The organism is Antrihabitans stalactiti, assembly GCF_012932915.1.
Lineage (GTDB): Bacteria > Actinomycetota > Actinomycetes > Mycobacteriales > Mycobacteriaceae > Antrihabitans > Antrihabitans stalactiti.
In genome coordinates, this window is the sequence record NZ_VCQU01000014.1 from 13,505 (window position 1) to 38,216 (window position 24,712).

Annotated in this window: 21 protein-coding genes and 3 pseudogenes; 5 read left to right on the top strand and 19 right to left on the bottom strand. The window is 64.7% G+C overall.

Annotated features, from left to right (window positions below):
- Positions 1–12 precede the first annotated feature (12 nt).
- The 3 genes from FGL95_RS28835 (at position 13) to FGL95_RS28845 (ending at position 3,708) form a co-directional block, all read left to right on the top strand.
- Positions 13–705 (top strand): type 1 glutamine amidotransferase domain-containing protein, encoded by a 693-nt coding sequence (locus FGL95_RS28835; protein ID WP_169593906.1) that lies wholly within the window; start codon positions 13–15, stop codon positions 703–705.
- 479 nt (positions 706–1,184) lie between these two features.
- On the top strand, positions 1,185–3,128 hold the full coding sequence (locus tag FGL95_RS33050; RefSeq protein WP_169593908.1) for a tyrosine-type recombinase/integrase: 1,944 nt from the start codon (positions 1,185–1,187) through the stop codon (positions 3,126–3,128).
- Entirely contained in the window at positions 3,121–3,708 is a 588-nt protein-coding gene (locus FGL95_RS28845) for a DUF6262 family protein (protein WP_169593909.1), read from the top strand. The genes FGL95_RS33050 and FGL95_RS28845 overlap by 8 nt, the downstream gene beginning before the upstream one ends.
- A 36-nt stretch (positions 3,709–3,744) precedes the next feature.
- Here FGL95_RS28845 and FGL95_RS28850 read toward each other — a convergent pair whose 3' ends face one another.
- The 16 genes and pseudogenes from FGL95_RS28850 to FGL95_RS28925 form a co-directional block, all read right to left on the bottom strand.
- A complete protein-coding gene (locus tag FGL95_RS28850) occupies positions 3,745–4,233 on the bottom strand; it encodes a hypothetical protein (protein ID WP_169593912.1) in 489 nt (162 codons plus the stop codon).
- Between the two features lie 204 nt (positions 4,234–4,437).
- Positions 4,438–4,686 (bottom strand): annotated as a pseudogene (locus FGL95_RS28855) (ATP-binding protein); the annotation flags it as partial.
- Between the two features lie 130 nt (positions 4,687–4,816).
- Positions 4,817–5,806 carry a tyrosine-type recombinase/integrase gene (locus tag FGL95_RS28860; RefSeq protein ID WP_169593914.1) on the bottom strand — a complete coding sequence of 330 codons (990 nt, stop codon included), beginning with the start codon at positions 5,804–5,806 and terminating at the stop codon, positions 4,817–4,819.
- Positions 5,803–6,732, bottom strand: coding sequence for a tyrosine-type recombinase/integrase (locus FGL95_RS28865; RefSeq protein ID WP_169593916.1), 930 nt, complete (start codon positions 6,730–6,732; stop codon positions 5,803–5,805). Before FGL95_RS28865 ends, FGL95_RS28860 begins: the two co-directional genes overlap by 4 nt.
- Positions 6,729–7,928, bottom strand: coding sequence for a tyrosine-type recombinase/integrase (locus FGL95_RS28870; RefSeq protein WP_169593918.1), 1,200 nt, complete (start codon positions 7,926–7,928; stop codon positions 6,729–6,731). Before FGL95_RS28870 ends, FGL95_RS28865 begins: the two co-directional genes overlap by 4 nt.
- 165 nt (positions 7,929–8,093) lie before the next feature.
- Positions 8,094–8,642: pseudogene (locus tag FGL95_RS28875) on the bottom strand (ATP-binding protein); the annotation flags it as partial.
- Entirely contained in the window at positions 8,639–10,306 is a 1,668-nt protein-coding gene (gene istA / locus FGL95_RS28880; RefSeq protein ID WP_169593921.1) for an IS21 family transposase, read from the bottom strand. The pseudogene FGL95_RS28875 and the gene istA, both read right to left, overlap by 4 nt.
- 162 nt (positions 10,307–10,468) lie before the next feature.
- On the bottom strand, positions 10,469–12,055 hold the full coding sequence (locus tag FGL95_RS28885; protein ID WP_169593923.1) for an AMP-binding protein: 1,587 nt from the start codon (positions 12,053–12,055) through the stop codon (positions 10,469–10,471).
- A gap of 27 nt (positions 12,056–12,082) precedes the next feature.
- Entirely contained in the window at positions 12,083–13,777 is a 1,695-nt protein-coding gene (locus FGL95_RS28890) for an aldehyde dehydrogenase family protein (protein ID WP_169593925.1), read from the bottom strand.
- Between the two features lie 31 nt (positions 13,778–13,808).
- Positions 13,809–15,026 (bottom strand): oxygenase MpaB family protein, encoded by a 1,218-nt coding sequence (locus FGL95_RS28895; protein WP_169593927.1) that lies wholly within the window; start codon positions 15,024–15,026, stop codon positions 13,809–13,811.
- Positions 15,023–15,676: a TetR family transcriptional regulator gene (locus tag FGL95_RS28900; protein WP_169593929.1), complete on the bottom strand. Its 654-nt coding sequence runs from the start codon at positions 15,674–15,676 to the stop codon at positions 15,023–15,025. Before FGL95_RS28900 ends, FGL95_RS28895 begins: the two co-directional genes overlap by 4 nt.
- A 584-nt stretch (positions 15,677–16,260) precedes the next feature.
- Positions 16,261–16,827 (bottom strand): YbhB/YbcL family Raf kinase inhibitor-like protein, encoded by a 567-nt coding sequence (locus FGL95_RS28905; protein WP_169593931.1) that lies wholly within the window; start codon positions 16,825–16,827, stop codon positions 16,261–16,263.
- Positions 16,827–17,372: a LeuD/DmdB family oxidoreductase small subunit gene (locus FGL95_RS28910; protein WP_338080086.1), complete on the bottom strand. Its 546-nt coding sequence runs from the start codon at positions 17,370–17,372 to the stop codon at positions 16,827–16,829. Before FGL95_RS28910 ends, FGL95_RS28905 begins: the two co-directional genes overlap by 1 nt.
- A gap of 8 nt (positions 17,373–17,380) precedes the next feature.
- A complete protein-coding gene (locus FGL95_RS28915; RefSeq protein ID WP_169593936.1) occupies positions 17,381–18,628 on the bottom strand; it encodes a 3-isopropylmalate dehydratase large subunit in 1,248 nt (415 codons plus the stop codon).
- A 3-nt stretch (positions 18,629–18,631) separates the two neighbouring features.
- Positions 18,632–19,507 (bottom strand): isocitrate lyase/PEP mutase family protein, encoded by an 876-nt coding sequence (locus tag FGL95_RS28920; RefSeq protein ID WP_169593938.1) that lies wholly within the window; start codon positions 19,505–19,507, stop codon positions 18,632–18,634.
- Positions 19,504–20,931 (bottom strand): MmgE/PrpD family protein, encoded by a 1,428-nt coding sequence (locus tag FGL95_RS28925; protein WP_169593940.1) that lies wholly within the window; start codon positions 20,929–20,931, stop codon positions 19,504–19,506. Before FGL95_RS28925 ends, FGL95_RS28920 begins: the two co-directional genes overlap by 4 nt.
- A gap of 88 nt (positions 20,932–21,019) precedes the next feature.
- Here FGL95_RS28925 and FGL95_RS28930 point away from each other — a divergent pair, with 88 nt between their 5' ends.
- Positions 21,020–22,090: an AsnC family transcriptional regulator gene (locus FGL95_RS28930; RefSeq protein WP_169593941.1), complete on the top strand. Its 1,071-nt coding sequence runs from the start codon at positions 21,020–21,022 to the stop codon at positions 22,088–22,090.
- A 59-nt stretch (positions 22,091–22,149) separates the two neighbouring features.
- Positions 22,150–22,260 (top strand): annotated as a pseudogene (locus FGL95_RS33210) (hypothetical protein); the annotation flags it as partial.
- Here the strand turns inward: FGL95_RS33210 and FGL95_RS28940 are convergent.
- The 3 genes from FGL95_RS28940 to FGL95_RS28950 form a co-directional block, all read right to left on the bottom strand.
- Positions 22,236–22,886, bottom strand: coding sequence for an MspA family porin (locus tag FGL95_RS28940; RefSeq protein ID WP_206072420.1), 651 nt, complete (start codon positions 22,884–22,886; stop codon positions 22,236–22,238). The pseudogene FGL95_RS33210 and the gene FGL95_RS28940 sit on opposite strands and share 25 nt — an antisense overlap.
- Before the next feature lie 92 nt (positions 22,887–22,978).
- The gene (locus tag FGL95_RS28945) at positions 22,979–23,644 is read right to left on the bottom strand and encodes a DedA family protein (RefSeq protein WP_169593943.1); all 666 of its coding nucleotides are present in this window, start codon (positions 23,642–23,644) and stop codon (positions 22,979–22,981) included.
- A gap of 115 nt (positions 23,645–23,759) precedes the next feature.
- The gene (locus FGL95_RS28950) at positions 23,760–24,695 is read right to left on the bottom strand and encodes a phosphatase PAP2 family protein (RefSeq protein ID WP_169593944.1); all 936 of its coding nucleotides are present in this window, start codon (positions 24,693–24,695) and stop codon (positions 23,760–23,762) included.
- Positions 24,696–24,712 lie beyond the last annotated feature (17 nt).

The following is a 24,712-nucleotide window of genomic DNA, read 5'->3' on the forward strand; positions in this document are numbered from 1 at the left end:
CAAAGGACAGAAATGACCAAGCGAATTCTCCACGTCGTCACCAACCGCGCACACTACGACGACCCGGCCGAGCTGACCGGCCTGTGGCTCTCCGAGCTGACCCACGCGTGGCACGTGTTCGAGCAAGCGGGATACGAACAGCGGATCGTCAGCCCGCTCGGTGGGCAGTCCCCACTGGAACCGCGCTCCCTGAAATTTCCGAACTACGACAAAACTGCAAAACAGTGGCACGGCGACGAGGCGAAGATGGCGCTGCTGGCGAACACCGCATCGCCCGACGACATCGATTCAAAGGACTTCGACGCGATCTACTTCACCGGCGGCCATGCCGTGATGTACGACTTCCCCGACAGTGAAGGGCTGCAGCGCATTTCGCGCGAGATCTGGGAGAACGGCGGCATCGTATCGTCGGTATGCCACGGATACTGCGGACTGCTGAACACGCGTCTCTCCGACGGATCCTTGCTGATCGCCGGCCGAAAAATGACCGGATTCGCCTGGCGCGAGGAAGTCGTCGCCGGGGTCGCCGACAAGGTCCCCTACAACGCCGAAGAAGCCGCCCAGGAACGTGGTGCCCTCTACGAGAAGACACTGCTGCCGTTCATCCCGAACGCAGTCGTCGACGGACGATTGGTCACCGGCCAAAATCCGCCATCCGCCAAGGTGACCGCGAAGAAGGTCGTCTCGGTGCTCGAAGGGAACTAGCTGGGCTGAACGACTGGCGGCAGCAGCTCGGCTCGCCGCCATCAGCGCTCGCGTGAAGCCGGATCCCGATCTGGACTCCCAAGAGCGGGCCAGTCTGTGGATCTCGGCGATATGTGGCACTGATTTCGCAGGCGTGTTTGGCACCACTGGGCGGGGCTCGCCGGTGACTCCTCGTTGCGATGGGCCCTTACGGCAGTCCGTACACGAGCGCATCAACCGCGACTAGGGACAACCAGGGTGGCCTGGCGCGCGTCAACTGGACACCGTTGACCGGGACCGTCTCGTGGCGTTGACCCCGGTGTGACCGGTTGCCGTCGTGATGGCCGGATTCGCGCCGCCCGCGACACCGGGCCGTTGACCGATCGCTTTCGGAACAGCCGAAGCCGACGCGATCAAGCTTCGGTTATCTGCGCGGGGCTGCTGGGTCGTTGACGACCTTGCGAAGTCGTCGGCAATGGCGATTACCTGAGCGACTTGGCGTGGCGCGTGAAATGGTCGCGCACTCCTCTGGCGTGCGTGCGTCACGCGGCCTCGAGTTTGCTGCGCAAGCGTTGCCGCTGATCCGTTCCCACGAGTTCACCCTCGCCGGGTGCAACGACACAGTCACCGCCGAGTTCTTGTGGATTCTGCAGGAACGCGACCGTCGTGGCTTCGGCATCTCCATCCTGCGGATGCGCAACCTCGTGAGCTCCGCGCGAGACGCGGACACCCTGTTCGATGTCACGCCGTCCCACGAGCACGCCGCGAAGTTCCTGCGGATGACACTGCCGTTGCTGCGGGCGCAGCGCTCACTGTCGGACGGAATCGACGCTGCCGTGTCGGACCGGTGGGGACCCGATGTGCTGGAGCGATTCCCCAGTGTTCACGGCACACGTAGCCGCAGCAGCGTCATCGACTGGTCCGAGGTCGGATGCGTATGGCTTCGGCGCCTCGGCAAGATATGGGCAACCGAAACACAACCCGCGTACGAGAAACTGCGCCCCACGCTTCGGGCACTGACCTGGGCGTCGAAGGCACTCGAGACCAGCCCGGCGATCACTGATCCCACGCTGGCCGGACGCGGCGACATTGCCTCCATCATCGCCTACTGCCGGCGACAGACCAGCCGCGCCGGCACACCCTTGGCTGGCGATTACGCCCAGCGCAGGCTGTGGGATCTGAAAGCAATCCTGGCGTTCTGCCGGTCCGCCGGACACATGGACGACGTGCCCGGCACCTTCGTCCTCACGACAGCCCATCTCGGAGGGAAACCCGAGAGTCGGCGCCGCGACGACGACGACCCCGGTAAGGCATTACCCGACGAGGTCCTCGACATACTCGACCACAACCTCGAGCTGCTGAGTCCGTCGATGTCGGCGCAGTACCGCGTTCAAGGCTGGACCAATGCCGACTACGCCTTGATGCGGCAAACGATCTATCAACTTTTGCGCGACACCGGCCGACGGCCCGGTGAAATCACCGCACTGCGCCGCAACTGCCTCGACACCGACCCCGCCGGAGACCCGGTGTTGATCTACACCAACTCCAAGGCCAACCGAGTCAACCGGCGACTACATATCACCACCGACACCGCCCAGGTGGTGAAAGCCTGGCGGGCGCAGGTTTCGACTCTCCGGCCCGATCGGGATACCGCACACCTGTTTCCGCAGCTGCACAGGTCGGAACCACAGTCCGACAACCATTTCAAGGCCGGAGCGTTCGGGGTCATCTTCGGAACGTGGGTCGACTCGATTCCCGAATTGGAGCCGCTGCTTCGCACCCCGTCTAGCCCAGAGGGCATCATCGACCGGCGCGACGTGATCGCCTACTCGCTTCGTCACACCTATGCGCAACGTCATGCCGACGCCGGTACCCCGGTCGACGTTCTCGCCCCGCTGCTCGACCATCGCAACGTCGCCGTCACACAGGGCTACTACCGCGTCGGCCCCAAACGCAAACGCGAGGCGATCGAACGAGTCGGGGCACTGGTGATGGATCGGCGCGGATCGCTGCGTCCCGCCATGGATCAGATCGAATACGAACGACGTTCCGTATCCACACTTCTCGGCGGATGTGTCGAACCGTCGAATGTGAAATCCGGTGGCAAATCGTGTCCGATCCGCTTCCAATGCGGAGGCTGTGACCACTACCGACCGGACCCTTCCTACATCCCTGAGATCGAGCAGGAGATCGTCAAGATCAAGGCCGACGTCATGGAAGCGCAGCTGTGTGCCGCTCCACCGGTGGTGGACAACCTGCGCTACAACCTGGCGATGTTCGAGTCCATCCTGGCCAAGATGACCACGACGCTCACCCAACTCGACCCAGAGGAACGAGCCGGACTGGACGCTGCGATCGGCACCATCCGCCAGGCCCGTGAACTTCAACGAAAAGCGTTGCCCCTCTTCGTTACCCACACCGGCACATCCGATAACGATGCCTGACTCCCGCGCCGACAAGCTGATCGCCGCCCGGAAACAGGCCAGCCGAGACAAACACAAGCACACCCTGATCACCCTGAACCGGCTACTGCAGACGGGGACACGGATCAGCTTCGCCGGCGTCGCCCGTGAAGCCGGCGTCTCCACCTGGCTGCTCTACAACAACTCCGAACTCAAACAGGCGATCACAACCGGGATGCAACGGCCACCACAACCGCTGACATCGCCGCCGCAGGCACCGTCTGAAGCCTCGGCCAACAGCATGCGGGCCGATCTCGAACTGGCCCGGCACGAAATCACTGTTCTGCGGCGATCCGAACGGAAACTGCGGGAACGTCTGCAACGCACCCTGGGCGCCGAAATCGAACAGATCGACCGCGCAGACCTAATCGCCCGCATCACCGACCTCGAAACGGTCATCACGACACTACGCACTGACAACATCGAACTCGCCGAAACCAACGGTCGGCTCACCGAGCTCACCGCCCGACAACACGACGAGCTCGACACCGCGAACACTCTGCTCCGCCGCTATATGAAGGAAGCCAGCCGAGCACACCCCGACCCAGCTAGACCGAGATGACAAGGTGCGCATGACTCGGCGCAAAGCGAGCCAAACTCAAAGCGGTGGCGAAAGATCGGTCAAGTCGCCGATTCGCGCGACAGTGTGACCGAGCCGCCAGTCGTACCAGACCGCGTTGGTGTCCTCGATGCGTGGGCGCAGAAAGCCGCCTGTGGCTCCCCATGGCCACGCGACTCCGGCGTCGCCGATAGAGTCTTGGATGCTGTCCGCGACATAGCTGAGAATTGTTTCCTGATCGCTGTCGAGGGACGGGCTGCAGGTGCCGCCCAATCCGCTCGGCTGACCGCCGTGTGATGTCACGTTGGCGAGAATCAGCACTCCGCCGAAGTCGTCGTCGTACTCGCCGATCAATTCGATGTGATCGATGTGCCCGCCGTACTGGCGGACGTGCAGGTCGTGCCCGAGGCGGCGCACGGCAGCCAACCAATCGTCGGGTAGATCGGCGGTGAGATCACTGATGCCGGTCGTAGGCGTCCACACCGCTTTCAAAACTTGCTCGCGTCGATCGAGCCAAGTGTCCCGCACGGCGTCAACGCTACGTGGCTCTGCTCGTGAATTTCGGAGTCAGTTGTTAGCGAATGTTGGAGTGCTTTTTGGCGTTAAACAAGATCACTTGTTCGTGAATATTGGCGTCGGATGTTCGCGAAGCGGCGAAGGGTTCGTGGCGGTGTGCGCCGACCTGGTCGCGGGACGTTCAGGGGTGTTCCTTGTTGCGGATGGGGCAGTGTGTCAGCGATGAGCTGCGGTCGTGTGGGCCAGTCGGTAGGAGTCGGTGCCGGTCTCGATGATGTTGCCGCCGAAAGTCAAGCGGTCGACTATCGCCGCGCAAAGCCGCGGTTCGGTGAACGTCCTGGTCCAGCCGCTGAAGGCATCGTTCGAAGCGATGGCGACACTCGCCCGTTCCTCACGCTCGGTCAAAACCTGGAACAACAGATCCGCGCCCCTTTTGTCGAGTTCCATGTATCCCAATTCGTCGACCTATGCCGACATCGGCATAGGTCGACCTATCCCGACCCTGTGACTATGCCGAGCCCGCGACGACGTGGACGCGAAAATGCTGGCATTGGTGGGGATCTGGCGGGCGGGGTGGCTGCGGGTGTCGGCATAGTCAGAGGCTTTCGAGGAAGGCGAGCAGCTTGTCGTCGGGCTGGTAGCGTCCCGGTGTGATCGACGGAGGGGCGGTGGCGTCGAGCGCGCGTTGCTTGATTGTCATGTCGGCGTGCAGGTAGATCGCGGTGGACCTCAGGTCGGCGTGGCCGAGCCAGAGCGCGATCACAGCGGTGTCGACCCCGGCCTGCAGCAGTGACATGGCGCAGCTGTGCCGCAGGATGTGGGGGTGAAGCTCTTCGGGTCGGATAGTCGGGCAGGTGCGTGCCGCGGTGGCGGCGTGGAGCCGGACGAGGCGTTCAACGGCGTCGGTGCTGAGTTCGCGCCCGCTGCGGGTGGGGAACAACGGTTGGTCGGGCCGCCCGCCGCGTTCTGCGAGCCATTCCCTCAGGACCGCCTTGGTGATGGTGGTGAGGGGAACTGCTCGATGTTTGCGTCCTTTGCCGAGACATCGGACTGCGGCTCCATCTCCGAAAGTGACGTCGTTGCAGGCGAGTCCGGTCAGCTCGGAAACTCGAAGCCCGGTCTGCACGGCCGTCAGCAGCAGGGCGCGGTCACGGCGGCCTTCCCAACGACTCATGTCGGGCGCGTCGAGCAGGGCGTCGATCTCGGGTGCGGCGAGAAAGGCGATGAGCTGCTTGTCGAACCGTTTCGCAGGCACGGCCAGGACACGCTGGATCGACTCGGCATGCTCGGGGTGGCGCAGCGCGGCGAAGGAGAACAACGACCTGATCGCGGTCAGCCGCAGGTTCCGGGTGCGCGGGCTGTTATGCCGCTGGAGTTCGAGGTGGTCGAGGAACGCGGTGATCAGGTCCGCATCGAGGTCGGCCCAGTCCAGCGCGGTCGGCGATTTGCCTGTGTGCTGTTGTGCGAACGCGAGCAGCAGTTTGAGCGAGTCACGGTAGGAGGCGACGGTCCGCGGGCTGGATTGGCGTTGCGTGGTGAGCCGTTCGGTGAAGAACGACTGCAATGTCGCGGCGATGGCGGTCATCGGGTGCTCGCCTGCCTCGCCGTGTCCAGTCGATGCGCGGCCATGGCCATAAGTTCCGGCGCGGCGGACAGATACCAATACGTCCAGCGCGGGTCCCGGTGGCCCATATAGGTCGACAGGATCGGCAGCCGAGCGTCGACGTCTTCGCCGGCTCGATACCAGCCCAGCAGGGTCTTCACCGCGAAGGTGTGTCGCAGGTCGTGAATTCGCGGTGGCCAGGCCGCGTTCGCTCCGATTCCTGCGCTGTCGCAGAGGTTTCGGAACACCGCGTGGATGCACGGGTAGACCATCCTGTTGCCTCGGGTCGAGACGAAGAAGCTCACCGTAGTCGGCTTGCGGTGGGTCTCGTCGCGCAGGCGCCCGTAGCTCTGTAGGGCGGCCAGCACGGTCGGTTGCACCGGTATCAGTCGGGACTTGCCGAACTTCGACTCGCGGATGGTCAGCGCGGCGTCGGTTTCGTCGATGTCACCGCGGTCGAGCCGGATCGCCTCACCGACCCTGATGCCGGTGGCCGCCAACAGTCCGAGCAGGGTGTGGTGGGTGGCCGAGGCGAACGGGGTCCGCCGCTGTCGCGCGCCGTCCAGTAGTGCGGCGACGTGCGCATCGTTGAAGATGAACGGCTCGTGGCGACGTCTTCGAGGCGGTGTCAGACCGAACGGCGGGATCTCGGTGCGCGGGTCGAGTCCGCTCATGTGTCGGGCGAACCCGCGCGCGATGGTCATCCGATGCGAGGCCACGGTGCCGGTCGGGTCGACCTCGGGTGCGTTGGCCCACTTCAGGGCGGCGACGACGGTCACCGTCGGTAGACCGGCGTCGTCGAGGAACGCAACGAAACGCGGCAGCAGCCGGTGGTATTCGGCAAGGTCGTGGCCCAGGCGGTTACGCAGCCGCAGGTAGTCCGCAGCGGCGTCGGCCAGCGGACTCATCGCTGGTCTCCCGGCCAGGGCTGGGCGATCGACCGCAGCGTGGCCAGGTCGACCTTGGCGTAGATCGCCGTGGTGGCAAGGTCACGGTGTCGCAGCACCTGCCCGATGTCGATGAGTTTCACTCCCCGACGCAGCATTTCGGTGGCCACCGTGTGGCGCAGTCTATGCGCTCCGGCGTGTGGGAGCCCGGCCCGGTCACACGCCCGACGAGTCACATCGTGCACGAGGTCGGGGCGTATGCCCCGCAGCGGCGCTTTGCACGTGACGAACACCGACCGCAACGGCGTCGTCGGGCGTGCGTCGGCCAGGTAGGCGGCCAGCGCCGCACCGACGTCGGCCGGCAGCGGCATCCCGTCCTCGCGGGAGGCTTTGCCGCGCAGAACGAGACGTCCACCACGCCAGTCGATGTCGCCGAGTTCGAGCCGCGCAACCTCGATCGAACGCAACCCCAGACGCGCGAGGAGCATCAGGATCGCGTAGTCGCGGGCTTGCACCGGATCGGCGCGGTCACAGCTGTCCAGCAGCCGCTGGACATGCCCAGCGGGTAACGCCCGGGGTATTCCGGTGTCGCGCCAACCCGCGACGGGCGGAACCGTCGTGGTCAACAGTCGCGGTGTCAGTCCGCGCACGAACAGGAACTTCAGCACCGAACGCAGCTCGGCCACATGCCCTTTCGCGGCTCCGACGCTGGCCCGATCAGTCTCGCGCAGCAGGAACGACACCACGTCGGCCCCGCCCAACGCCCCGAGCTCCGTCTGCTCGCCGAGCATGTGCTCCAGCAGGAACCGGCGGGCGAGCTTCTCGTAGCGGATGATCGTCGCCTCCGCCAGCCCGCGCTCGGCGACGAGCCACTGCCGGTAGTCGACGAGCATCCGGTCCACCGGCGATACCGAGCGAGCCGAGTCGCCGATCACGCCCTGCTCACGCAGAAACCGCAGCAGCGGCGCGAAACTCTTGACACTGGCGACTTTTCGCCTGCCGATCGCTACGCGATAGTTGTAGAACTCGGCGACCACCGCCTCCGACAACCCGCTCGGCTGCAGATCGTGTTCCTGCATCCACAGCCCCAAGGTGTCGACGTCCTTCAACATGTTGCGGATCGTCGACGGCGTATAACCCTGCTCTTCCAAGCACTTTCGGAAACCCGAGACAAACCCACCCATCCGACCGGGCTTCCTGCGCGGCGTTCCAGACATGACATTCGCTCCGTCCCGGAGCACCCTGCTCCGATACCAGAAGCGTCGACCCGCACAGCAACTATGCCGACCAATCGACATCACTGGAGCCGGTCAACATGCTCACTGCCAGCGTTTTAGCGTGCACGTCGTCGCGGGCTCGGCATAGTCACGGGGTCGGGATAGGTCGATCAGTAGACAGTCGACCCGGCCGTAGCGGTTGATGAGCTTGGTGAGTTGCTTGTCGTCGGCGGCCTCGACGAGTTCGTTGACGAGCTTGGTCGCCAGCGTGTATTTCACGCGGAAGCCCGACATCGCCGCTTCGGTGCCGAGAGCGATCAGCAGGTGACTCTTCCCGGTGCCGGAGTCGCCGATCAGACACAGCGGCAACCCTTTGCGGATCCATTCGCATTTGGCGAGGGTGTGGATCGTGGCTGGGTCGATGTTCGGGTTCGCGGCGAAATCGAACTCGCGTAACGACTTCTGTCGCGGGAAGGCGGCGGCTTTGATCCTGCGGTCGGACTGCCGACGCTTGCGGTCATCACATTCGGCCATCATCAGTTCGGCCAGGAATCCCCGGTAGGACATCTGGTCGCGGGCGGCTTGGTCGGCCAGCTCGCCGAATTCGCGCCGCATCGTCGGCAGGCGCAGCATCCGGCAGGCTTGGTCGATCGCGGCGTCGGCGGCTTGCTCGGTCAATCCGTTGCGGCGTGAGGTCGCCGTGGTAGTGGTCATGGGGTGGGACGTCCTTCCTGGGCGATGGGGCGGAGACGAAGCAGTTGGTCGTATTTCGTTACCGACGGTTGCGGGCGACGGTCCGGCGGCAGCCCGGCGATCACCGCCGAGGGATCGGCCAAACGGCGTTGGGTCAGCGACGCCACCGCTGTAGTGCCGGTTGCCGCAGTGTCGAAATCGGTCAGGTCGACCGCCGGCCGCGAACACTGTTCGACGATGCGGCGTGCTTCCAACGCGACCGCGTCGGCGGTCAACGCGCCGGACTTCAGCGCTGCGGTGATGCCGGTGACGACCTGCGCGTGGGGAAGGTGCCGGTGTAGTAGCAACACCTCGATCAACTCGCGAGTGCCGTCACGATCGCCGTGGATCTTGCATGCAGCGGCCCACCAGGCGTCGTGGGTGGGTGTGAACTTGCCTGCGGCGCGGGCCTGTTCGAGCGCAGTCGAGCCGGGCAGGGCACCTGGCTTACGGAGCAGCCCTTCCAAGTAGTGGTCCAGGTCGACCCGTGTTCCACATTTGCCGCTGTAGCGTTCGTGCTCGGCGACGAGGGTCTGGTTGTCGTAGACCTCGACGGTGTTGGCGTTCAACAAGACTGCGACAGTTCGCCCGATCAACCGGACCGGGACGCTGTACTTGTTGGTCTGCACCGCAATCATCGAGTAGCGATCGACGCGGGGGTGTGACCAGCGGCCGGTCTCGAACCGCTCCGACGGCAGCGGTTTCAGCAAGGGCCGTTCGATCGCGAAGTGCTCGCCGACTGTGTGTGGTCGCGCACCGATGCGCCGGTCGTCGTCAGCGATGTCCCAGCTTTCGATCAGCGCGTTGAGCTCCTCGATGGACGCGACGTCGGGAACGGGCACCATGTGGTTGCGCCGGAATCGGCCGATGTCGCCCTCGACGCCGCCCTTCTCATGAGCGCCGTCGATCCCGGGCTGACAGTAGAACGGGTCGACACCCCAGGTTTCTCTGAACGCGAGCCAGCGGTCGGCCTCCCGCCGCAGCCGGGAGAATCCGATCACCTGCGCGACAGCGGCTTTCAGGTTGTCGTAACGAACCTTTCCGAACGGGACCCCGCCGAGCGTTTCCAGCGCGTGCACGTGGCCCTCGAAGAACGCCTCGAATCCGCCGCTGACGAAGGCGCGATGAATTGCCTTGCCGCTGAAGCTGAGTCGGAACGCGAACAGGTAGACCGTGGTTGGCGCGCCGCGCAGGTTGATCACGACCTCGCCGAAGTCGACCTCCGCTTCGGCGCCCGGCCGGTGGGCTTGCGGAATGAACACCTGCGCCGGGCCGCGTCCGGCCTCGACGCGAATCTGCGGTCTCCGCTGGGCGACGTATGCACGCACGGTCGGATAAGACACGTCGGTCATGCCGTGCTCGTCGCGGAGCCGATGGTAGATACGGGTGATCGTGTGCTTCTGTTTGCGTGGCGCGTCGAGGTCGTAGCGCAGCATCTCATCGATAGCCGGTTTGAACCCGTCGAGCTTCGAGGTCCGTTTCGGGTAGGACTTGCGGGGCTCGGGCCACGCCGAATTCAAGGCGGTCTGCACCGTGGTCCAGCCGACACGGTGCTTGAGTTGGAGCTGCCGATTGTTCAGCCCGGTGCGGGCGTCGCGGCGAATCGCCGCATACAGTTCGACTTTCGAAACCTTACGTGGCGGCAACTCGGACCCTCCCGGCGCAACGACTCCACTGATGCAAACCCGCCGGCGAATCCCCGCCCCCGGGGCCAGATTCTCGATGCCCGACAGAAGTGGCCACTGGGGTTGCCTAGCGGCTCGCCCACGCTGGTGTGACCTGTGCCGGGGGGCATCTGCGGCCTTCGATCAGTGTGTTTGGACGGGTCGGCCTTTGAGGTCCTTGCGGAGGATCTTGCCCGAGACCGATTTGGGGATGGCGTCGATGAAGTCGACGAGACGAATGCGCTTGTGCGGTGCGATTCGGTCGGCGATCCAGGCGATGAGTTCCTCTGCGCTTGCTTCGGCTCCGTTTTGGAGTACGAGGAAGGCCCGGGGGATTTCGCCGGCCTCCTCGTCGGGGTGTGCCACCACTGCGGCGTCGGCGATGGCAGGGTGTGTGAGCAGTAGTGCCTCGAGTTCGGCTGGTGGTACCTGGTAGCCCTTGTATTTGATGAGCTCTTTGAGGCGGTCGACGACGTATACCTCGTGGCGAGGACCGACTTCGACTATGTCACCGGTGTGCAGCCATCCGTCGGGGGTGATCGTGGCGCGCGTCGCTTCCTCGTTGCCGAGGTAGCCCTGCATGGCGTTGGGGCCTCGGACGAGCATCTCGCCCGATGCGGTGCGACCGCCGGGCGAGTCGGGGACCTCCTTGCCCGTGTCGACGTCGACGACCTTGAACTCGATGTTCGGCAAAGCGATGCCGATGGAGCCGATCGAGATGCTGTCGTCACCGATCGGGGTGGCGTGCGAGATGGGGCTGAGCTCGGTCATCCCGAACCCTTGGAGCAGTTGAGCGGGGACGCGGGCGAGCAGTGCCGTGCCGAGTGCTTCGTCCATCGGTGCGGCCCCGGTGAGGATCTGCCGCACTGACGACAGGTCGTATTGCTCGACGAGCGGATGTTTGGCCAGGGCAACGGCGATCGGAGGCGCGATGTAGAGGTAGGTGACCCGTTGGGTTTGGATGAGGTCGAGGAAGGCAGGGAGATCCATCTTCGGCAGCGTCACCAGCGTCCCGCGCCGGTACAGGGTCAGGTTCATGATGACGTTCATGCCGTAGATGTGGAAGAACGGCAGGACGGCCATGACCTTGTCCTCGGCGGCAACGTCGATGGCGACGGCGCTCTGTGCGATGTTGGCGACGAGGTTGCGGTGCGTGAGCATGACGCCTTTGGCGGCGCCGGTTGTACCCGAGGAGTAGGGCAGGACCGCGAGGGCTGTTGCCGGGTCGACCTTCACCTCCGGTGCGGGGAGGCCCTGGCCCAACAAGTCGGCCAGGGACGGATGGCCGTCGGTGCCGTCGACGACGATGATCTCCCTGGCCGGGATACCGACCACCTCGGCTGCGGCGAGCGCGCCCGGCAGGAGAAGGGCGACGGTGATGTAGGTCTTCGCCTTCGCGTCGGCCAGCTGCTTGGCGATCTCGGCCGGCGAGTAGAGCGAGTTGATCGTCGTCACGGTCGCGCCGGCGCGCAGGATGCCGAAGAACGCGACGACGAATGCCGGCGAGTTCGGCACCTGCAGCGCGACCACGTCGCCCGCGCTGATGCCGCGCGCGGCGATAGCGCCCGCGAAAGCATCGGCGCGCGTTCGGAGTTCGCCGTAGGTCAGCTGTGTTGTGCCGTCGGTGACCGCCACTCTGTCGAGGTCGGCCTCGGTGAGGGTGCCGAGAACCTCGGCGTAAACGTCACCGGTCGGGATCTCGACCGACGGATAGCTGCTCGTGTAAACCATCGCTGATCCAGTTTGCTTTCTGTGTGATCAGCCGCGGAAGGCTTGGTTGAAGATGCCGGGAAGCTTGGCCCAGCTCGGATTGGCAGCGAAGCGTGTCAGCTTTTCCGAGACGCCGAGTCCGGACTTGGCGGTCACGAACCACCCGGGTTTCGGCGACAGGGTGAACTCGCCGTTGGCCACCGATCGGGGGAACGGCCGGAACGGGCCCGTGAGTACGCTTCGCTCGACGTTCTCGAGAAGGTGGGCGTTGTGAACGATGCCGATGCCGGAGCCCACGTTGTCCAGGGTGTTGCCCGGGAACGCACCCCACGACAGCGCCGACACCAGGAAGCCGACAGCGCTCCACACGTTGATGCCGATCGTGCCGTAGCGGAGGTCGGCGATCGCGTTTTCGAACGATGATCCCATCGCCGTGCGATCGGCCGGGGCCACGATCAGGCTCGCGCCGAGGGTGCCGTCGAGCTTGGTGTTGGCGAACTCGACGGCTGCGCGCAGGAAGTCGATGCCGCTTCCACCCAACTCGGTGTGGGCCAGGACGGGGCCGAAATATTCGGTGGTGAACGCGGACTGTGAGGTCGTGTCGTCGACCTTCAGCAGCGTGCGGCCGTTGATCCGTTCGGCATCGGGATAGGCCGCCTGTGCTGCCGCGGTCTTCGCCTCGGTGCCTGGGTACCAGGAGGTTCGGTCAGGTAGTTCGCTGATGACGGTGCGCAGTTCGGCGAGGAATTGTTCCTTTTGCGGCCAGTCTGCCGACAGGATCAGGGCCTGACCGCCGATGCAGTTGTGGCCGCAGTTGTGGAACCGCTGGGTGGCGACGTGTTCGGCCTGGTATCGCAGGTCCGCCGCGTCCCACTTGCCGGGCACGACGATGATGGGTGACACGCCGCCGAGCTCGCTGGTGATCGGCTTGTCGAGGCGTGGGGTGCCGGATTTGTCGGTAGTGGAGCCCCACACGATCATGTCGTGCGTGACGCCGCTGCCGGTGATGTGCACGTGCTGGATACCGGGGTGTCCCGTGAGGTACTGGCCTACCTGGGCGCCTCCGTTGACGACGCGCACGAGGTTGGCCTGGATCAGCGGCGCAAAAGCGCGCTCGTACGCGGTGAGCAGGCCACCGAAGGTGGGGTTCAGCTTGAGCACGCTGGCTCGGTTGTAGGCGACGAGTTCGTAGAGGACGTCCAGCGGGCCGATCGAGGAGATGTTGCCTGCGCCGAGCACCAGGCCGACGCCACCGTTTTCGCCGAGTCGTTTGGCGCCCAGGCCGGCGGTGCGCTTGGCTTGGGTAGCGCTCACGCCGGGCTCCAGCCACACCTCACCCTTGAAGCCGTGGAAGAGGTTGAACTCGTAGAGGTTGCTGGGCAGCATCGTGAATGCGGTGCGGTTGCCCGCTGCCGTACGGGTCTTCAGGCCGTCGGCGGGCGAACCGCCTTTGGCGATCTTGCGAAGGCTCTCGATCGCGGCGCCGAAGCCGGCGAGCGTGGCGTACGGTCCCGACATCCACTCCTCGCCTTCGAGCGGGCCACGCGGGGTTGCCTTGGCGAGGATCGCCGCCTCGGCCCAGTCGTCGGCAGCGGCGGCAATGGATTCGTGGGTCCGCTCCAGAAGGGCGATGCGGTCTGGGAGGGGCAGCGCAGCCCAGTTCGCCGCACCACGGGTGAGGTCGTCGATGGCCGAATCTAGCTGGGACTCGGTGGCGAAAGCGATGTCGGTCGTGCTGGTCACAGATGTACTCCTATCGAAGAGAAGGCAGGGTCTACTGGTCGGTGGGCCGTCCGGCCACCGGTGTGCCGCGATACTCGGCCTTGACGCCTTTCAAGCCGCGCTCGACGAACCAGTCCATGAACTGGAGGCCACGCGCGTCGGCCAGCCTCCGGACGGGCCGCAGGCGGGTGGCCTGGTTCACGCCGTGCATCGCGCCCGCGAACAAGCGCACGGCGAACTCGGCTGCTGGTGCCGGCGTCAGACCCAGGTCGTGCTGTACCGGGTGGTCGGTCAGCGTGTCGGTCATCGTCGGTGCCAGGAGTCGGCGTGCGACGGCATGGTTGAAGGCTCTCGACTTGCCGAACACCGGCATCCCTGCCGCGCCTGCGACCACGTCGGCGGTCAAGCGGGCGGCGCCGTCGGTGGCCGCGTACAGGAACCGGTGCTGACGGGTCTGCAACTCCAGCTCTTCGGCATGGGTGCGGCCCAGGAGCTGATTGTTCGCGCCCACGATGCGCGACACCCACCGCCACATCAGCGCGAAGCCGTCACGCTCCTCCTGGCTGACGATCCCGCCGAAGTACTCGATGATGTTCACCCGGAACTGCCCGAAGATGTACGTCGCGCCCGAGGTGGCGAGCTGGCTGATCGGGGTCCCGGTTTCGTACATCGGCCAACGACCGCCGCGATCGATTCCCATCCGGATCATCGTGTGCAGGAACCGGATCCGGACCCAGAGAATCCAGCGTTCGCCGCCGGGCAGCATGCCGTCGACGTCCAGCGCCCCGACGAAGCCCGCCGCGGTCTCGTAGTAGCGGCGGCGGTAGTCGCCGCCGCGCGCGAGGCGCCCGGTCGAACCCATGACGTGAGCGGTCGCGGGGTCGATGTAGGTGTAGGGCAGGGCGGCGTGCATCCCGAAGGCCATGCCGACCGGGTTGCGTCGTCCCATGCTGGCGCCGCGGCGCAGCGAGTCGACGTCCAACCAGGAGGGAACCGCTTCGACGTCGGCGAAGAACGCCACCGCCTCCGGCACGCCTTCGTCCTGGAGGCGGCGTGCGTTGACGTAGATGTCGCCGCCCATCTCCTTCCGTTCGCGCATCACGGCCATCAGGTCCTCGCAGAGAGGATCGCCGACGTGATTCCATGCCTCGAGGTCGACCTTGTCCGGGTCGAGGTAGACCTCGGCGCCGGGCGTGCGAGCCAGAGCGGTGAGGGCAGCAACTCGATCGACCAGAGCTGGGCCGGCGTTCCGGGTGGCGTTGGCAGTCATGGCGTGGTCCTCTGGTGAGTGGGTTGGAGTCCAGCGACGAGTAACCGGATGGTTTGTCGAAGTGCCGCCTCGATCTCGTCCGGAGACAGCCGCAGATCATCGCGGCGCAGCTGCAAGCTCGCCGTAGCAGTCCATGTCGCGAGCAGCGAGTGCGAAAGCAACCGGGCGTCGATCGGCTTCATTTCGCCGACGTCGATCACGGCTTGGATGGCGTGCTCGAAGCCTTCCCGCAACCGATTCATCCGCGCCCCGACCCGTCCCTCGGCCTCGGTCGCCGGCTCGCGTACGGCGCTCAACGCGACGTACTTGCCGATCGCCGGGTGAGCGAGCAGCAGCTTCATGAACGTGACACCGATCAGCTGGAAGCGCTCCGACGGAGTCGCGGGCGCGGCGTAGGCCGCTTCGAGCCGCGATTCGGTCATCTCGACGAGATGATCGACCACGGCCGCGATCAGCGCGTCCTTCGTTCCGAAGTGGGCGTAGATCGAGGCAGCAGACACGCCCGCGTGGACCGCAACATCCTCGATCCGGAAGGACTCGGCCTCACGATCGGCCAGCAGGCTTTCCGCCGCCGCCAAGACGACCTGCCGGGTGCGTTCACGCCTGCGCGCGCCCCGTTCCGCTGGTGTCGACAACACTGTCGATTCCACCCGCAACCTCCCTGTCGCGATTTAGAGTCCGGATCCAATTTGGAGTCAGGCTCCAAATTACATCACGAGGTGGCGCTCGCGGGCAATACTCGGCTTCGGTCGAAGGATGGACGAACAATGGAACCCGCAGAGAAGCAAGCGATTCGGCTGCCGCCGGCGACACGCCGACAGATATCGCGGCGTCCTCAACCGGTCGGGGCCGCGCGGCGATCACGCAACCGAGGAGTCCCGTCGACCGCACGGCGAAGGTCGACACCCATGGCAACTTCGTCGGCGAGCGCTCCGTCGATGCAGGTATCTGTCCGCGCGGCCAGGCCTACCCATCGAACACCTCCACCGCCCAGGCATTGCGACTGTCAACGACGACCGATCGAATCCACAAGCAAACGAACGACTCCAATATTCATCAACATCACAGGTGTCCACTCATCACCGAGCTCCGGAGTCCGCTACCAAACCGCTCCAGAATTCATCAACGAATCCACACCGTCGTATTCATACAGTGGCGGGGTACGACGCCGGGCTGGTTGTTCGTGCCACGTGACTCGCTAGCTGCTGCGCGGTGTGATGTCGGCCCCGTGCGTTCAGCCTCGCTCGTATGTTCCGATCAGTCGCCCGCGGCCGATGACCAGGCCCTCGATTGCGGCCATTGCTTCGGCGAGAGTTGCGTGCTCGCCGAGACCGCTGGGTCGATCCAGGGCGAACAGCTGGAAGATGTAGCGGTGCGGACCGTGTCCAGGCACCGGCCGCGGTCCGGAGTAACCGCGGCGCTTGAACGATCCGAGGCCGACGCGGGCCGGACCGTCTGCCGCGCTCAATTCGCCTTCACGTAGTTCGCCCCGTCCCGCCGCGCTGATGGCGAAGAACAATCCGTGGACGACGGGGCGAGGCAGTGGTGCGTCCGGGTCCTCGACTACGAGGATCAGTTCAGTAGTGTTGTCCGGCGCTCCCGACCATCTCAACGGAGGTGAAATGTTGTCGCCGACGTCGTGGCCGGCATACCGCCGCGGTATCGGGGCGCCCTCCAGGAACGCTGCGCTTGTGACCGTAATACATTCCGGCGCTTGGTTTGTCGCCCGATGGTGCCAGGCTGTCCGGCCGACGCCAGCTCGGACGGGGCGCAGCAGACGCCCGAAAATCGGTGTCGCCATCATGCCCCCGACGAACTGTCGACGGGAACCGCGCCGGAGCGTAATGCGTCGAGAAGTTCGATCGGCAGGTATCCCTGTTCTGCCAGTCTCGCGAGGATGCCGCCGCTCGCGAGAATTTCCTGGATCAGCCCCGGGAGCGGCTGCGCTTGGACGGTATCGCCGGTGGTGTCGTTGCGAACAGTGCCTGTCGCGATGTCGACTGTTCCGCTATCGCGGTCGTTGAACAGATCGGTGACTCCTGGCACGGTCAGGGCCGGCAGTCCTGCATTGATTGCGTTGCGAAAGAACAATGAGTTGAAGTCTTCGGCGAGCAGTGCAGCGACACCGAGATGACGAAACAGTGCAGCGACCGGGCGAGAGGATCCGACTCCGAAATTCCGTCCGGCAACGACGATGTCGCCGCGTTCGACGAGGTCGGTCCAACCGGGACGGATCTGGTGGAAGACATGCTTCGAGGCCTCGGGAATGTCGAGCTTCATCGCGAACGCCGGGTACATGGCGTCGGTGTCGATGGAGTCGCCGAATACCCAAACTCGGCCCGTGATTGTGGTCATCATGCGGTGACGCTCCTGGGGTCGGTGATGTAACCGGTAATGGCGGATGCGGCGACGGTTGCGGGTGAAGCCATATAGATCTCTGCCTCGGTGCTGCCCATCCGGCCGGGGAAATTGCGGGTGCTCGACGTGAGACACACTTCGCCTGGCCCGACGACGCCCATGTGATAGCCGAAGCACGCACCACACGTGGAATTGGTGACAACGCCACCGGCATCCGCGATGTCCTGCAGATAGCCCAATCGCATTGCATCGCGGTAAACCAGCTGGGACGCCGGCGTGACAAGTAGACGGACTCCGTTCGCCACGGTTTTGCCGCGCAGGATCTCAGCGGTGATGCGCAGGTCGTCGAGCTGCCCGTTCGCGCAGGATCCTATGAACGCCTGGTCGATTCGTCTTCTTTCGATTGCGGAAACAGGAAGGCCATTCTTGCTGACTGTGCCCGGACGGGCGACGTAAGGCTCGAGCGCACCGAGGTCGACGATGCGAGTGTCGACGTACTCGGCGTCTGTGTCCGCATCCGCGGGTTCGTAATCGTGCACGCCGTGTTCAGCGAGGAACTGCCGCAGGACGTCGTCTACACCGAAAGTGGCGAAGTCGGCGGAAATCTCGGCCACTTGGGTGGCGATAGTGCGTCTGTCGTTCAGCGGAACACTCGCCACGCCCGGTCCGCCGAATTCGAGGTTCTGATTTGTGGCATCGCCATACGTATTCGCGATGTAAAGGAAGACGTCCTTGCCGCTGATCCCTACCGGCAGGTCGCCTTTCAGTTCGTAGCGCACAGTGGGCGCAACCTGGAACCATGTGGAACCGGTGCACAGGATCGAGTACACCTCGGCCGGGCCGAGGCCTCGCGCCGCAGTGTTGTACGCGCCGCCGGCGCATGTGTGCGAGTCGGTGCAGGCAAGCACCTCGCCCGGGCGAGCCAGACCGTTTTCGGCAATGACCTGGTGGCAGATTCCGTGCCGTCCGACGTCGAAGAATTTGTCGATTCCGAAGTTGGCCACGAACTTTCGGGCTTTCGGGCCGGCCGCTGCATCCTTGAGGGAGGGCGCCGGGACGGCGTGGTCCATCACGACGGCGACCTTGTCGGCGTCGTGGATACGGCTCGGCGGGATCCATAGTGTGGCGAACTGTAGGTCGATCATGACGCACATGTCGACGTCGACGGTTACGATGTCACCTGGACGAACTTGTGCGACACCCGCTTTGCGGGCGAGCAGGTTTTCGATCATGGTCATGCCCATGGGTCACTCTCCTTTGGTTCGGTACAGTTCGGCCAGTTCGGACCATTCGGCGAGTCCGACCAAGTCGAAGAATTCAGCGGGCGTTGACGGCAGTAGCGGTGCCGGGTCTCGACCGGCGAGTCCGGCCAGACCGGTCAACATTGCGAACGCTGCTGCGCCGAGCGGCAGTGAAGGGTGGATCGCCACCGCGTAGCCGAGATCGGTAAGGCGCGTGGATGATTCGATCGGTGTCAACCCTCCGATGACCAGGTTGATCAGCAGCGGTGCCGACACCTCGTTTGCGATTCGTTCGACCTCGTCGGCACCTTGCGGTGCTTCGACGAAAATCATGTCTGCGCCCGCGGCGGCGTAGGCGTTCGCGCGGTCGATCGCTGCGGCGATGCCGAGCGGTCCGCGCGCATCGGTACGGGCGATGAGGATCAGGTCCGAGTCGGTGCGCGCATCGAGGGCCGCTTCGAGTTTCTTGACGAATGCGTCTGTCGAGATGAGTTCCTTGTCTGGCAGATGTCCACATTTCTTCGGAAAGGCCTGGTCTTCCAATTGAATTGCGGCCACTCCTGCGGATTCGAATTCGCGAACCGTGCGGATGACGCTCAGCTCGGCCCCGTAGCCGGTGTCCGCGTCAGCGATCAGCGGGACGTCGCCGAGAGCGGAGACCAGCATGCGGGCCCGCTCGACCATCTCGGTTTGCGTGACCAGTCCGATATCGGGCAGACCGAATCCGGATGCTGCGACGCCTGCTCCGGTCATATATGCGGCGGCGAATTCCAGCAGCCGGACCAGGTGAGCCGAAATGCCGTCGAAGACACCAGGAGCGACTGTCACGTCGGTGGAAGCGAGGGCAGTTCGTAGCCGCTGACGATTCTCGTGGGCGGTCATCGGTTGCTTCCGTCCAACGCGCCTGCGACAGGTCGGGCAAGTGCGTCTGCGAGAGTGCCGATATCGGCGAGTTCGTCGATGTGCAGAACCATTTTCTGGATTGCATCCAGTCGTGCGGTGGTGATCAGCGGCCCGACCAGCGAGCGGTATTTGCCGATGAGTTCGTCGTTGGTGACTGGGTCCGAGGGACCGCCGTGCGGCTGAGTGATTCGCTTCTGCATGGTTGTTCCGTCGTCGAGAGTGATCGTGACTATCGTGGCGAAACGCTCCTCCAACGGCGCGTTCTCGATCTGTTCGTCGAGTTCGACCTCGACTTTGTCGAGCAGATCCCAGACGTCGTCGGCGTCCAACCGGTTCTCGCTGAATTGTGGAGGAAGCACTTGGCCGTCGAGCAGAGCGACAGCCGCGGCGTAGCCGAGATTCATCTGAGCGCCGATCGCGGTCAGCGGACGTTCGGGCACCCACCAGCCGTGGTGGTAGACGGTGTGTCCGACCCGAATCTCGATGTGGGAGATCGTCTTCGCATCGATGTCGTATTCGGCGCGAAGCTCCAACGCGGCTTGGATCGTGCCGTGCAGGCCGCCTTGAGCGGCGTACGACTTCACCATGACCATCTCGGTGTGCCAGCCTTCGCCGAGACCGGCGATCACCTGCGTTGGATCCGGGTCGTGCCCCTCGCCGAATACCGCGAGATAGCCGCCGTAGGGCCGATCGAAGACTCGCTTGATTCCGGTATAGCCGCCGGCGGCCAACCCCGCCGCGTAGTAGCCGTTGCGTGCGGCGAATCCGTGTTGCATTCGCTTCGACATTGCCTCGTACTGAGCGGCCATCAAACCTGCCGACTGGGTACCGGCCATACCGAGCGCATCCTCGATCCGGTCGGTGTCGAGACCGCGCAGTTTGCCGGAAACCACAGCTGCAGTGTGGGTTCCGAACACCGGACCGCTATGCCAACCGCGCGACAACATCTGCGAACCGTGCAGCGCCAGTCCCACCCGAGGCCCGACCTCGAACCCTGCGATCGCCGCAGTCAAGGCTGCAACGCCGTCGACGCCTCCCACATCCCCAGCGGTCGCCAGCATCACCGGCACGATCAGGGAATTGCTGTGCAACGGCGCAATTGGATGGAAATCGTCCAACTCGAAGCCTTGGATGAACGTGCTGTTGAGTAAGACCGCTGCGGGTCCGCTGGTGGCCAGACCCGTTCCGATGACGACCGAGTCGCCGGACCCTTCCATGCCCAGTACCGCGTCCGTGGCGATGCGCGACCACGGCAGCTGGGCGCCGACGAGGCCGCACGCCACTCCGTCGAGCAGAAGGTGCTTTGCGCGCTCGATGACGCGTTCCGGAATCGCGTCGAGTGACAGTTCATCGACCCACCGAGCGAGCGGCACGGTGACGGCGGAAGTTGCGGATTCGCTCATGCATTCAGTGAACGTGCCGACGACCTGCATTCTTCGATAACGATGGAAAGCCGCGATTTCTGCGCCATATTTGCGGGATAGTTACATCGTGGACACGCCGGATGCTAGGAATGCATCAGAACATCGCTCGCTCGCTGCGGGCATCGATGAGACCGATGTCCTGTTGCTCGATGCCCTGCACGCCAATCCGAGAATCAGTTTCGAGAAACTCGGACCGATACTTGGGCTGTCACCTGCGACGGTCGGGCGAAGGTGGCAGCGACTCGTCGATGCGGGGCGTGCGTGGGTGTCGTCGGTTCCCGGCCCGCAGCTGGCACTCGTCGGTGCGGTGTACGAGGTCCGCGCGTTTCCCGGTCGCGCCGTCGAGGTCGCGCAGGAGTTGGCTCGCATCCCCGAAGTCATCAGCGTGTACGCCACCGACGGAACGTTCGACTTACACGCGCTCGTGTTAGCGAGCGACATGCATGTACTCGGGGTTTTGCTTCTCGAATACCTGCCTCGGATACCGGGAATCGCCGAAGCAGTCGCACATGTCGCTACGGAATGGCACAGCGGGATCCATTGGCGCCTCGGAGCAATCGATACCAGCCAGAAGCAGTCGGTGGTCGAGGCGCCCGAAAACGTTGGCAGAGCTGCCACACGTGACCGAGACTTCGAGCCTGCCGATCGCGATCTGTTCCTCGCGCTACAGAATGACGGCCGCAATCGCTACCGCGATCTCGCGCGACAGCTGACCACGTCGGAGCAACTCGTTCGTCGGCGACTCGATCGACTTGTTCGACGCGGAATGATCTCATTCCGAACGGATTTCACGCGGCGAGAAGGTGGTTGGCCGACAGAGTTCGTTCTCTGGTTGACGGTTCCGGCACACAAGATCGACGAGGTCGGCGCGGCGATCAGCGAATGGCCGGAGACCCGCATTTGTGTGTCGGTGGTGGGCGCGGCGAATCTGATGGTGATGGCGCAGGTGCATCGGCCGGTCGATGTAGTCCAGATTCTCGACCGGCTTCGCCTGACACAGCAGCAGGCTCAGGTCACCGATCAGCGAATTGTGTTGCGAGCATTCAAGTCATGGGGTCGGCTTCTGGATACGGAAGGGCATGCGATCGGCGTGGTCCCGGTCGACCCTTGGGCCCGTAGCTCATCGGCGCCGGGATGATGGATGCAAGTATCCGCATTCGGTCTCCGCGGCGATTCACTGTTGTTTAATGCCTCCCGGATGGCACCGGCTGCATCAACCGCTTCGAGCCCGGGGTCATCTACTGGCATCGCCACGCGGGGGTCGGATGCGACCTCACCGGATATCAGTTGCGGAAGATCGGGCCGTAGGTGACGACGGTGTCGCCGTGTGAGCTGACGACCTTCACATATGGCCGGATGCTGGTCTGGCCGAGCACCCCGGTGACCGTGCCGTGGATGCCGCCGATCGCGATGGTTCCGGAGCCACCCTTGATCGAGCCTGACGCCACATCCACCGAGACGATGCCCGGGCCGAAGCTGGCCCCGACCTCGAACCCGGCAACCGGGATCAGGTGGCTGAGTAGCAGGGCGGCGCGCGGAGTACCGAAGTTGTTCCCGAAGTCGACCTCGAGCTCAGGGGTCTGGGCCTTGAAGTACACGCGCCCGGACCCGGTCGCCGGGAATCCGATCTGGTACCCGATCGTGATCGTCCCGTCGAAGTTGTCCGCGGCAACGAATCCCGCGCGGCCGCTGTGGAAGAACTCACGGCTCAACGGGTTGCCGTCCAGCGGTGGCACGAAACTGATGTTGGTGTCGACGGTCTGCGCCTCGATCCGTACCCCATTGCCGTCGACTATCGAGGACGACCCGTCGATTCCGGCGGATGCGGTGCCGTTGTTCGTCAGCGCCACACCCGCAGCGGCGACAGCCGCTATCGCGATCGCACGGATGACGCCGAGCCCATACCGCTGCCGGGAGGCGTGTGTGTTTGTCATCCATCCATCCATTTCAGTTGCCGCTCGGGTGAGCGGCGCAGTTCCGACTATCGAGCTCGCAGTAGGCACTCGGAGACCAGCGGTGCCGAAGGCTATGAATGGGTCGTGTCGGCGGACACGCTGGGTTCGGCGGGGCGTCGACCCTGCCGGAGGGCGGCGCGCGCGTAATTCGCGATCAGTGGTGCGACCGAGAGGACGACGACCGCGATCAGGATGAGTTCGATATGAGCGCGGACGAAGTCGATCCCGCCCAACCAGTAGCCGAGGGTCGGGACGATCGTTCCCCAGGCCAGCCCGCCGACGATGTTGTAGAGGGTGAATTCGCGGTAGCGCATGTCGGCCGCGCCTGCCATGACCGGGATCACGGTGCGAACCACCGGTACGAAGCGGGCCAGGATGACGGTGCGCGGACCGTACTTGTCGAAGTACGCGTGCGCTCGTGCGAGTTGGGCGGGGCCGAGCCTTTTGGCGGTGGGACGCTCGAAAATAGGGGGGCCGGCGGCTCGGCCGATGACGTAGCCGCATTGATCGCCGAGTATCGCCGCCAGCGGCACGGTCAGCAGCAGCACCCACAAGGGAACGAAGGAATTCGGTTGTGCGACGAGCACGCCGGCGGTGAACAGCAACGAGTCGCCGGGCAGGAAGAAGCCGAGTAGGAGTCCGGACTCGACGAACACGGTGGCGAGTATTCCGATCAGTCCGAACGTCGACACCAACGTGTCCGGATTGAGCAAGCCTGCACTCATTGCTGTTGTCATCTCGATCCTCGTTGTGGGCGGCAGTGCGCCGGTTCCGGCACCTGGTTGCGTGTGGCGGGGTGTCGGTCGCCTGGGCAGTGTTGCCCGACCGCGCTGTGTAGATGCTGAGAACGGGTCAGGAGTTGCTCAGTGTCGGCCGCCGAGGAGGTGCCGGTGTCGCGGGAGGTGTCACCGGCGTGGGGTGTGGCTCGACCTGCGGGGCCGGTGTCGTGTGGCCGACGCTTGCTGCGTCCGCGCGCTCGCGGTCGGAACGCAATCGAACGGCAGTGACGACGAGTGCTGTGGCAAGAACGGCGGTTGTTCCCAGTAGGGCGCCGGCGCACACGTCGGTCAACCAGTGCACGCCCAGATACAGGCGGGTCACCATGACAGCGACCACCGCCACCACGCCGGCGCATAGCGCGGCGATTCGAAGTCCGGTGCTGCGTGTGCGGGTGCTGTGCGCCGGTTCGATCCAGATGACCAGCAGAACCGCCCCGACCAGTGCTGTCGTCGCGGTGACGTGCCCGGATGGAAAAGAAAAGTCGGTCTCGGTCATGAGATGAGCGGAAACTGGTGGCCTGTCTCGGCCAACGGCAAGCTTGATCAGCGTGCTCGCGGCGGCGGCCAATGCGACGGGGGAGAGCACCAATAGGGCTGGGCCGATCGCGCGGCGCTGCCAGCCGACGGCGGCCGCGATCACGGTGGCGACCAGCGCGACGCCGGCGGGTCCGCCGACGGTGGTGACCGCGACCGCGAGGGTCGTCCACACCGCCGAGCGGTGCGCCAGGAACCAGTCCAGGGTGGCGGTGTCGGCGCCGGTCAACCAGCCCGATCGTGCGACGTGGATGGCAAGAACGACGAATACCGCGATCAGTGCAGCGATGCGCACACACGCCCACCCGAGGATCGCTGCCGCGTCCAGCTCGGCGCGGGCGCGTCGCTGCGCGAATATCGAGAACAAGATCACGGTCGTGGCGACCGCGATGGTCCAGAGCGCGATTTCCTGCGTCGTGATTTCGGTGGTGATTTCGGTGATCAGAGTCTCGACGACTCCTCGGGGTCCAGCCATGAGGCCAAGTGTGTGAA

Bases quoted from the DNA above. Each gene is read 5' to 3' on its own strand.
- FGL95_RS28835 (WP_169593906.1), top strand. From the start codon at position 13: ATGACCAAGCGAATTCTCCACGTCGTCACCAACCGCGCACACTACGAC.
- FGL95_RS28845 (WP_169593909.1), top strand. From the start codon at position 3,121: ATGCCTGACTCCCGCGCCGACAAGCTGATCGCCGCCCGGAAACAGGCC.
- FGL95_RS28860 (WP_169593914.1), bottom strand. From the start codon at position 5,806: ATGACCGCCATCGCCGCGACATTGCAGTCGTTCTTCACCGAACGGCTC.
- FGL95_RS28865 (WP_169593916.1), bottom strand. From the start codon at position 6,732: ATGAGTCCGCTGGCCGACGCCGCTGCGGACTACCTGCGGCTGCGTAAC.
- FGL95_RS28870 (WP_169593918.1), bottom strand. From the start codon at position 7,928: ATGTCTGGAACGCCGCGCAGGAAGCCCGGTCGGATGGGTGGGTTTGTC.
- FGL95_RS28885 (WP_169593923.1), bottom strand. From the start codon at position 12,055: ATGGTTTACACGAGCAGCTATCCGTCGGTCGAGATCCCGACCGGTGAC.
- FGL95_RS28895 (WP_169593927.1), bottom strand. From the start codon at position 15,026: ATGACTGCCAACGCCACCCGGAACGCCGGCCCAGCTCTGGTCGATCGA.
- FGL95_RS28905 (WP_169593931.1), bottom strand. From the start codon at position 16,827: ATGGCGACACCGATTTTCGGGCGTCTGCTGCGCCCCGTCCGAGCTGGC.
- FGL95_RS28915 (WP_169593936.1), bottom strand. From the start codon at position 18,628: ATGGGCATGACCATGATCGAAAACCTGCTCGCCCGCAAAGCGGGTGTC.
- FGL95_RS28920 (WP_169593938.1), bottom strand. From the start codon at position 19,507: ATGACCGCCCACGAGAATCGTCAGCGGCTACGAACTGCCCTCGCTTCC.
- FGL95_RS28925 (WP_169593940.1), bottom strand. From the start codon at position 20,931: ATGAGCGAATCCGCAACTTCCGCCGTCACCGTGCCGCTCGCTCGGTGG.
- FGL95_RS28940 (WP_206072420.1), bottom strand. From the start codon at position 22,886: ATGACAAACACACACGCCTCCCGGCAGCGGTATGGGCTCGGCGTCATC.
- FGL95_RS28945 (WP_169593943.1), bottom strand. From the start codon at position 23,644: ATGACAACAGCAATGAGTGCAGGCTTGCTCAATCCGGACACGTTGGTG.
- FGL95_RS28950 (WP_169593944.1), bottom strand. From the start codon at position 24,695: ATGGCTGGACCCCGAGGAGTCGTCGAGACTCTGATCACCGAAATCACC.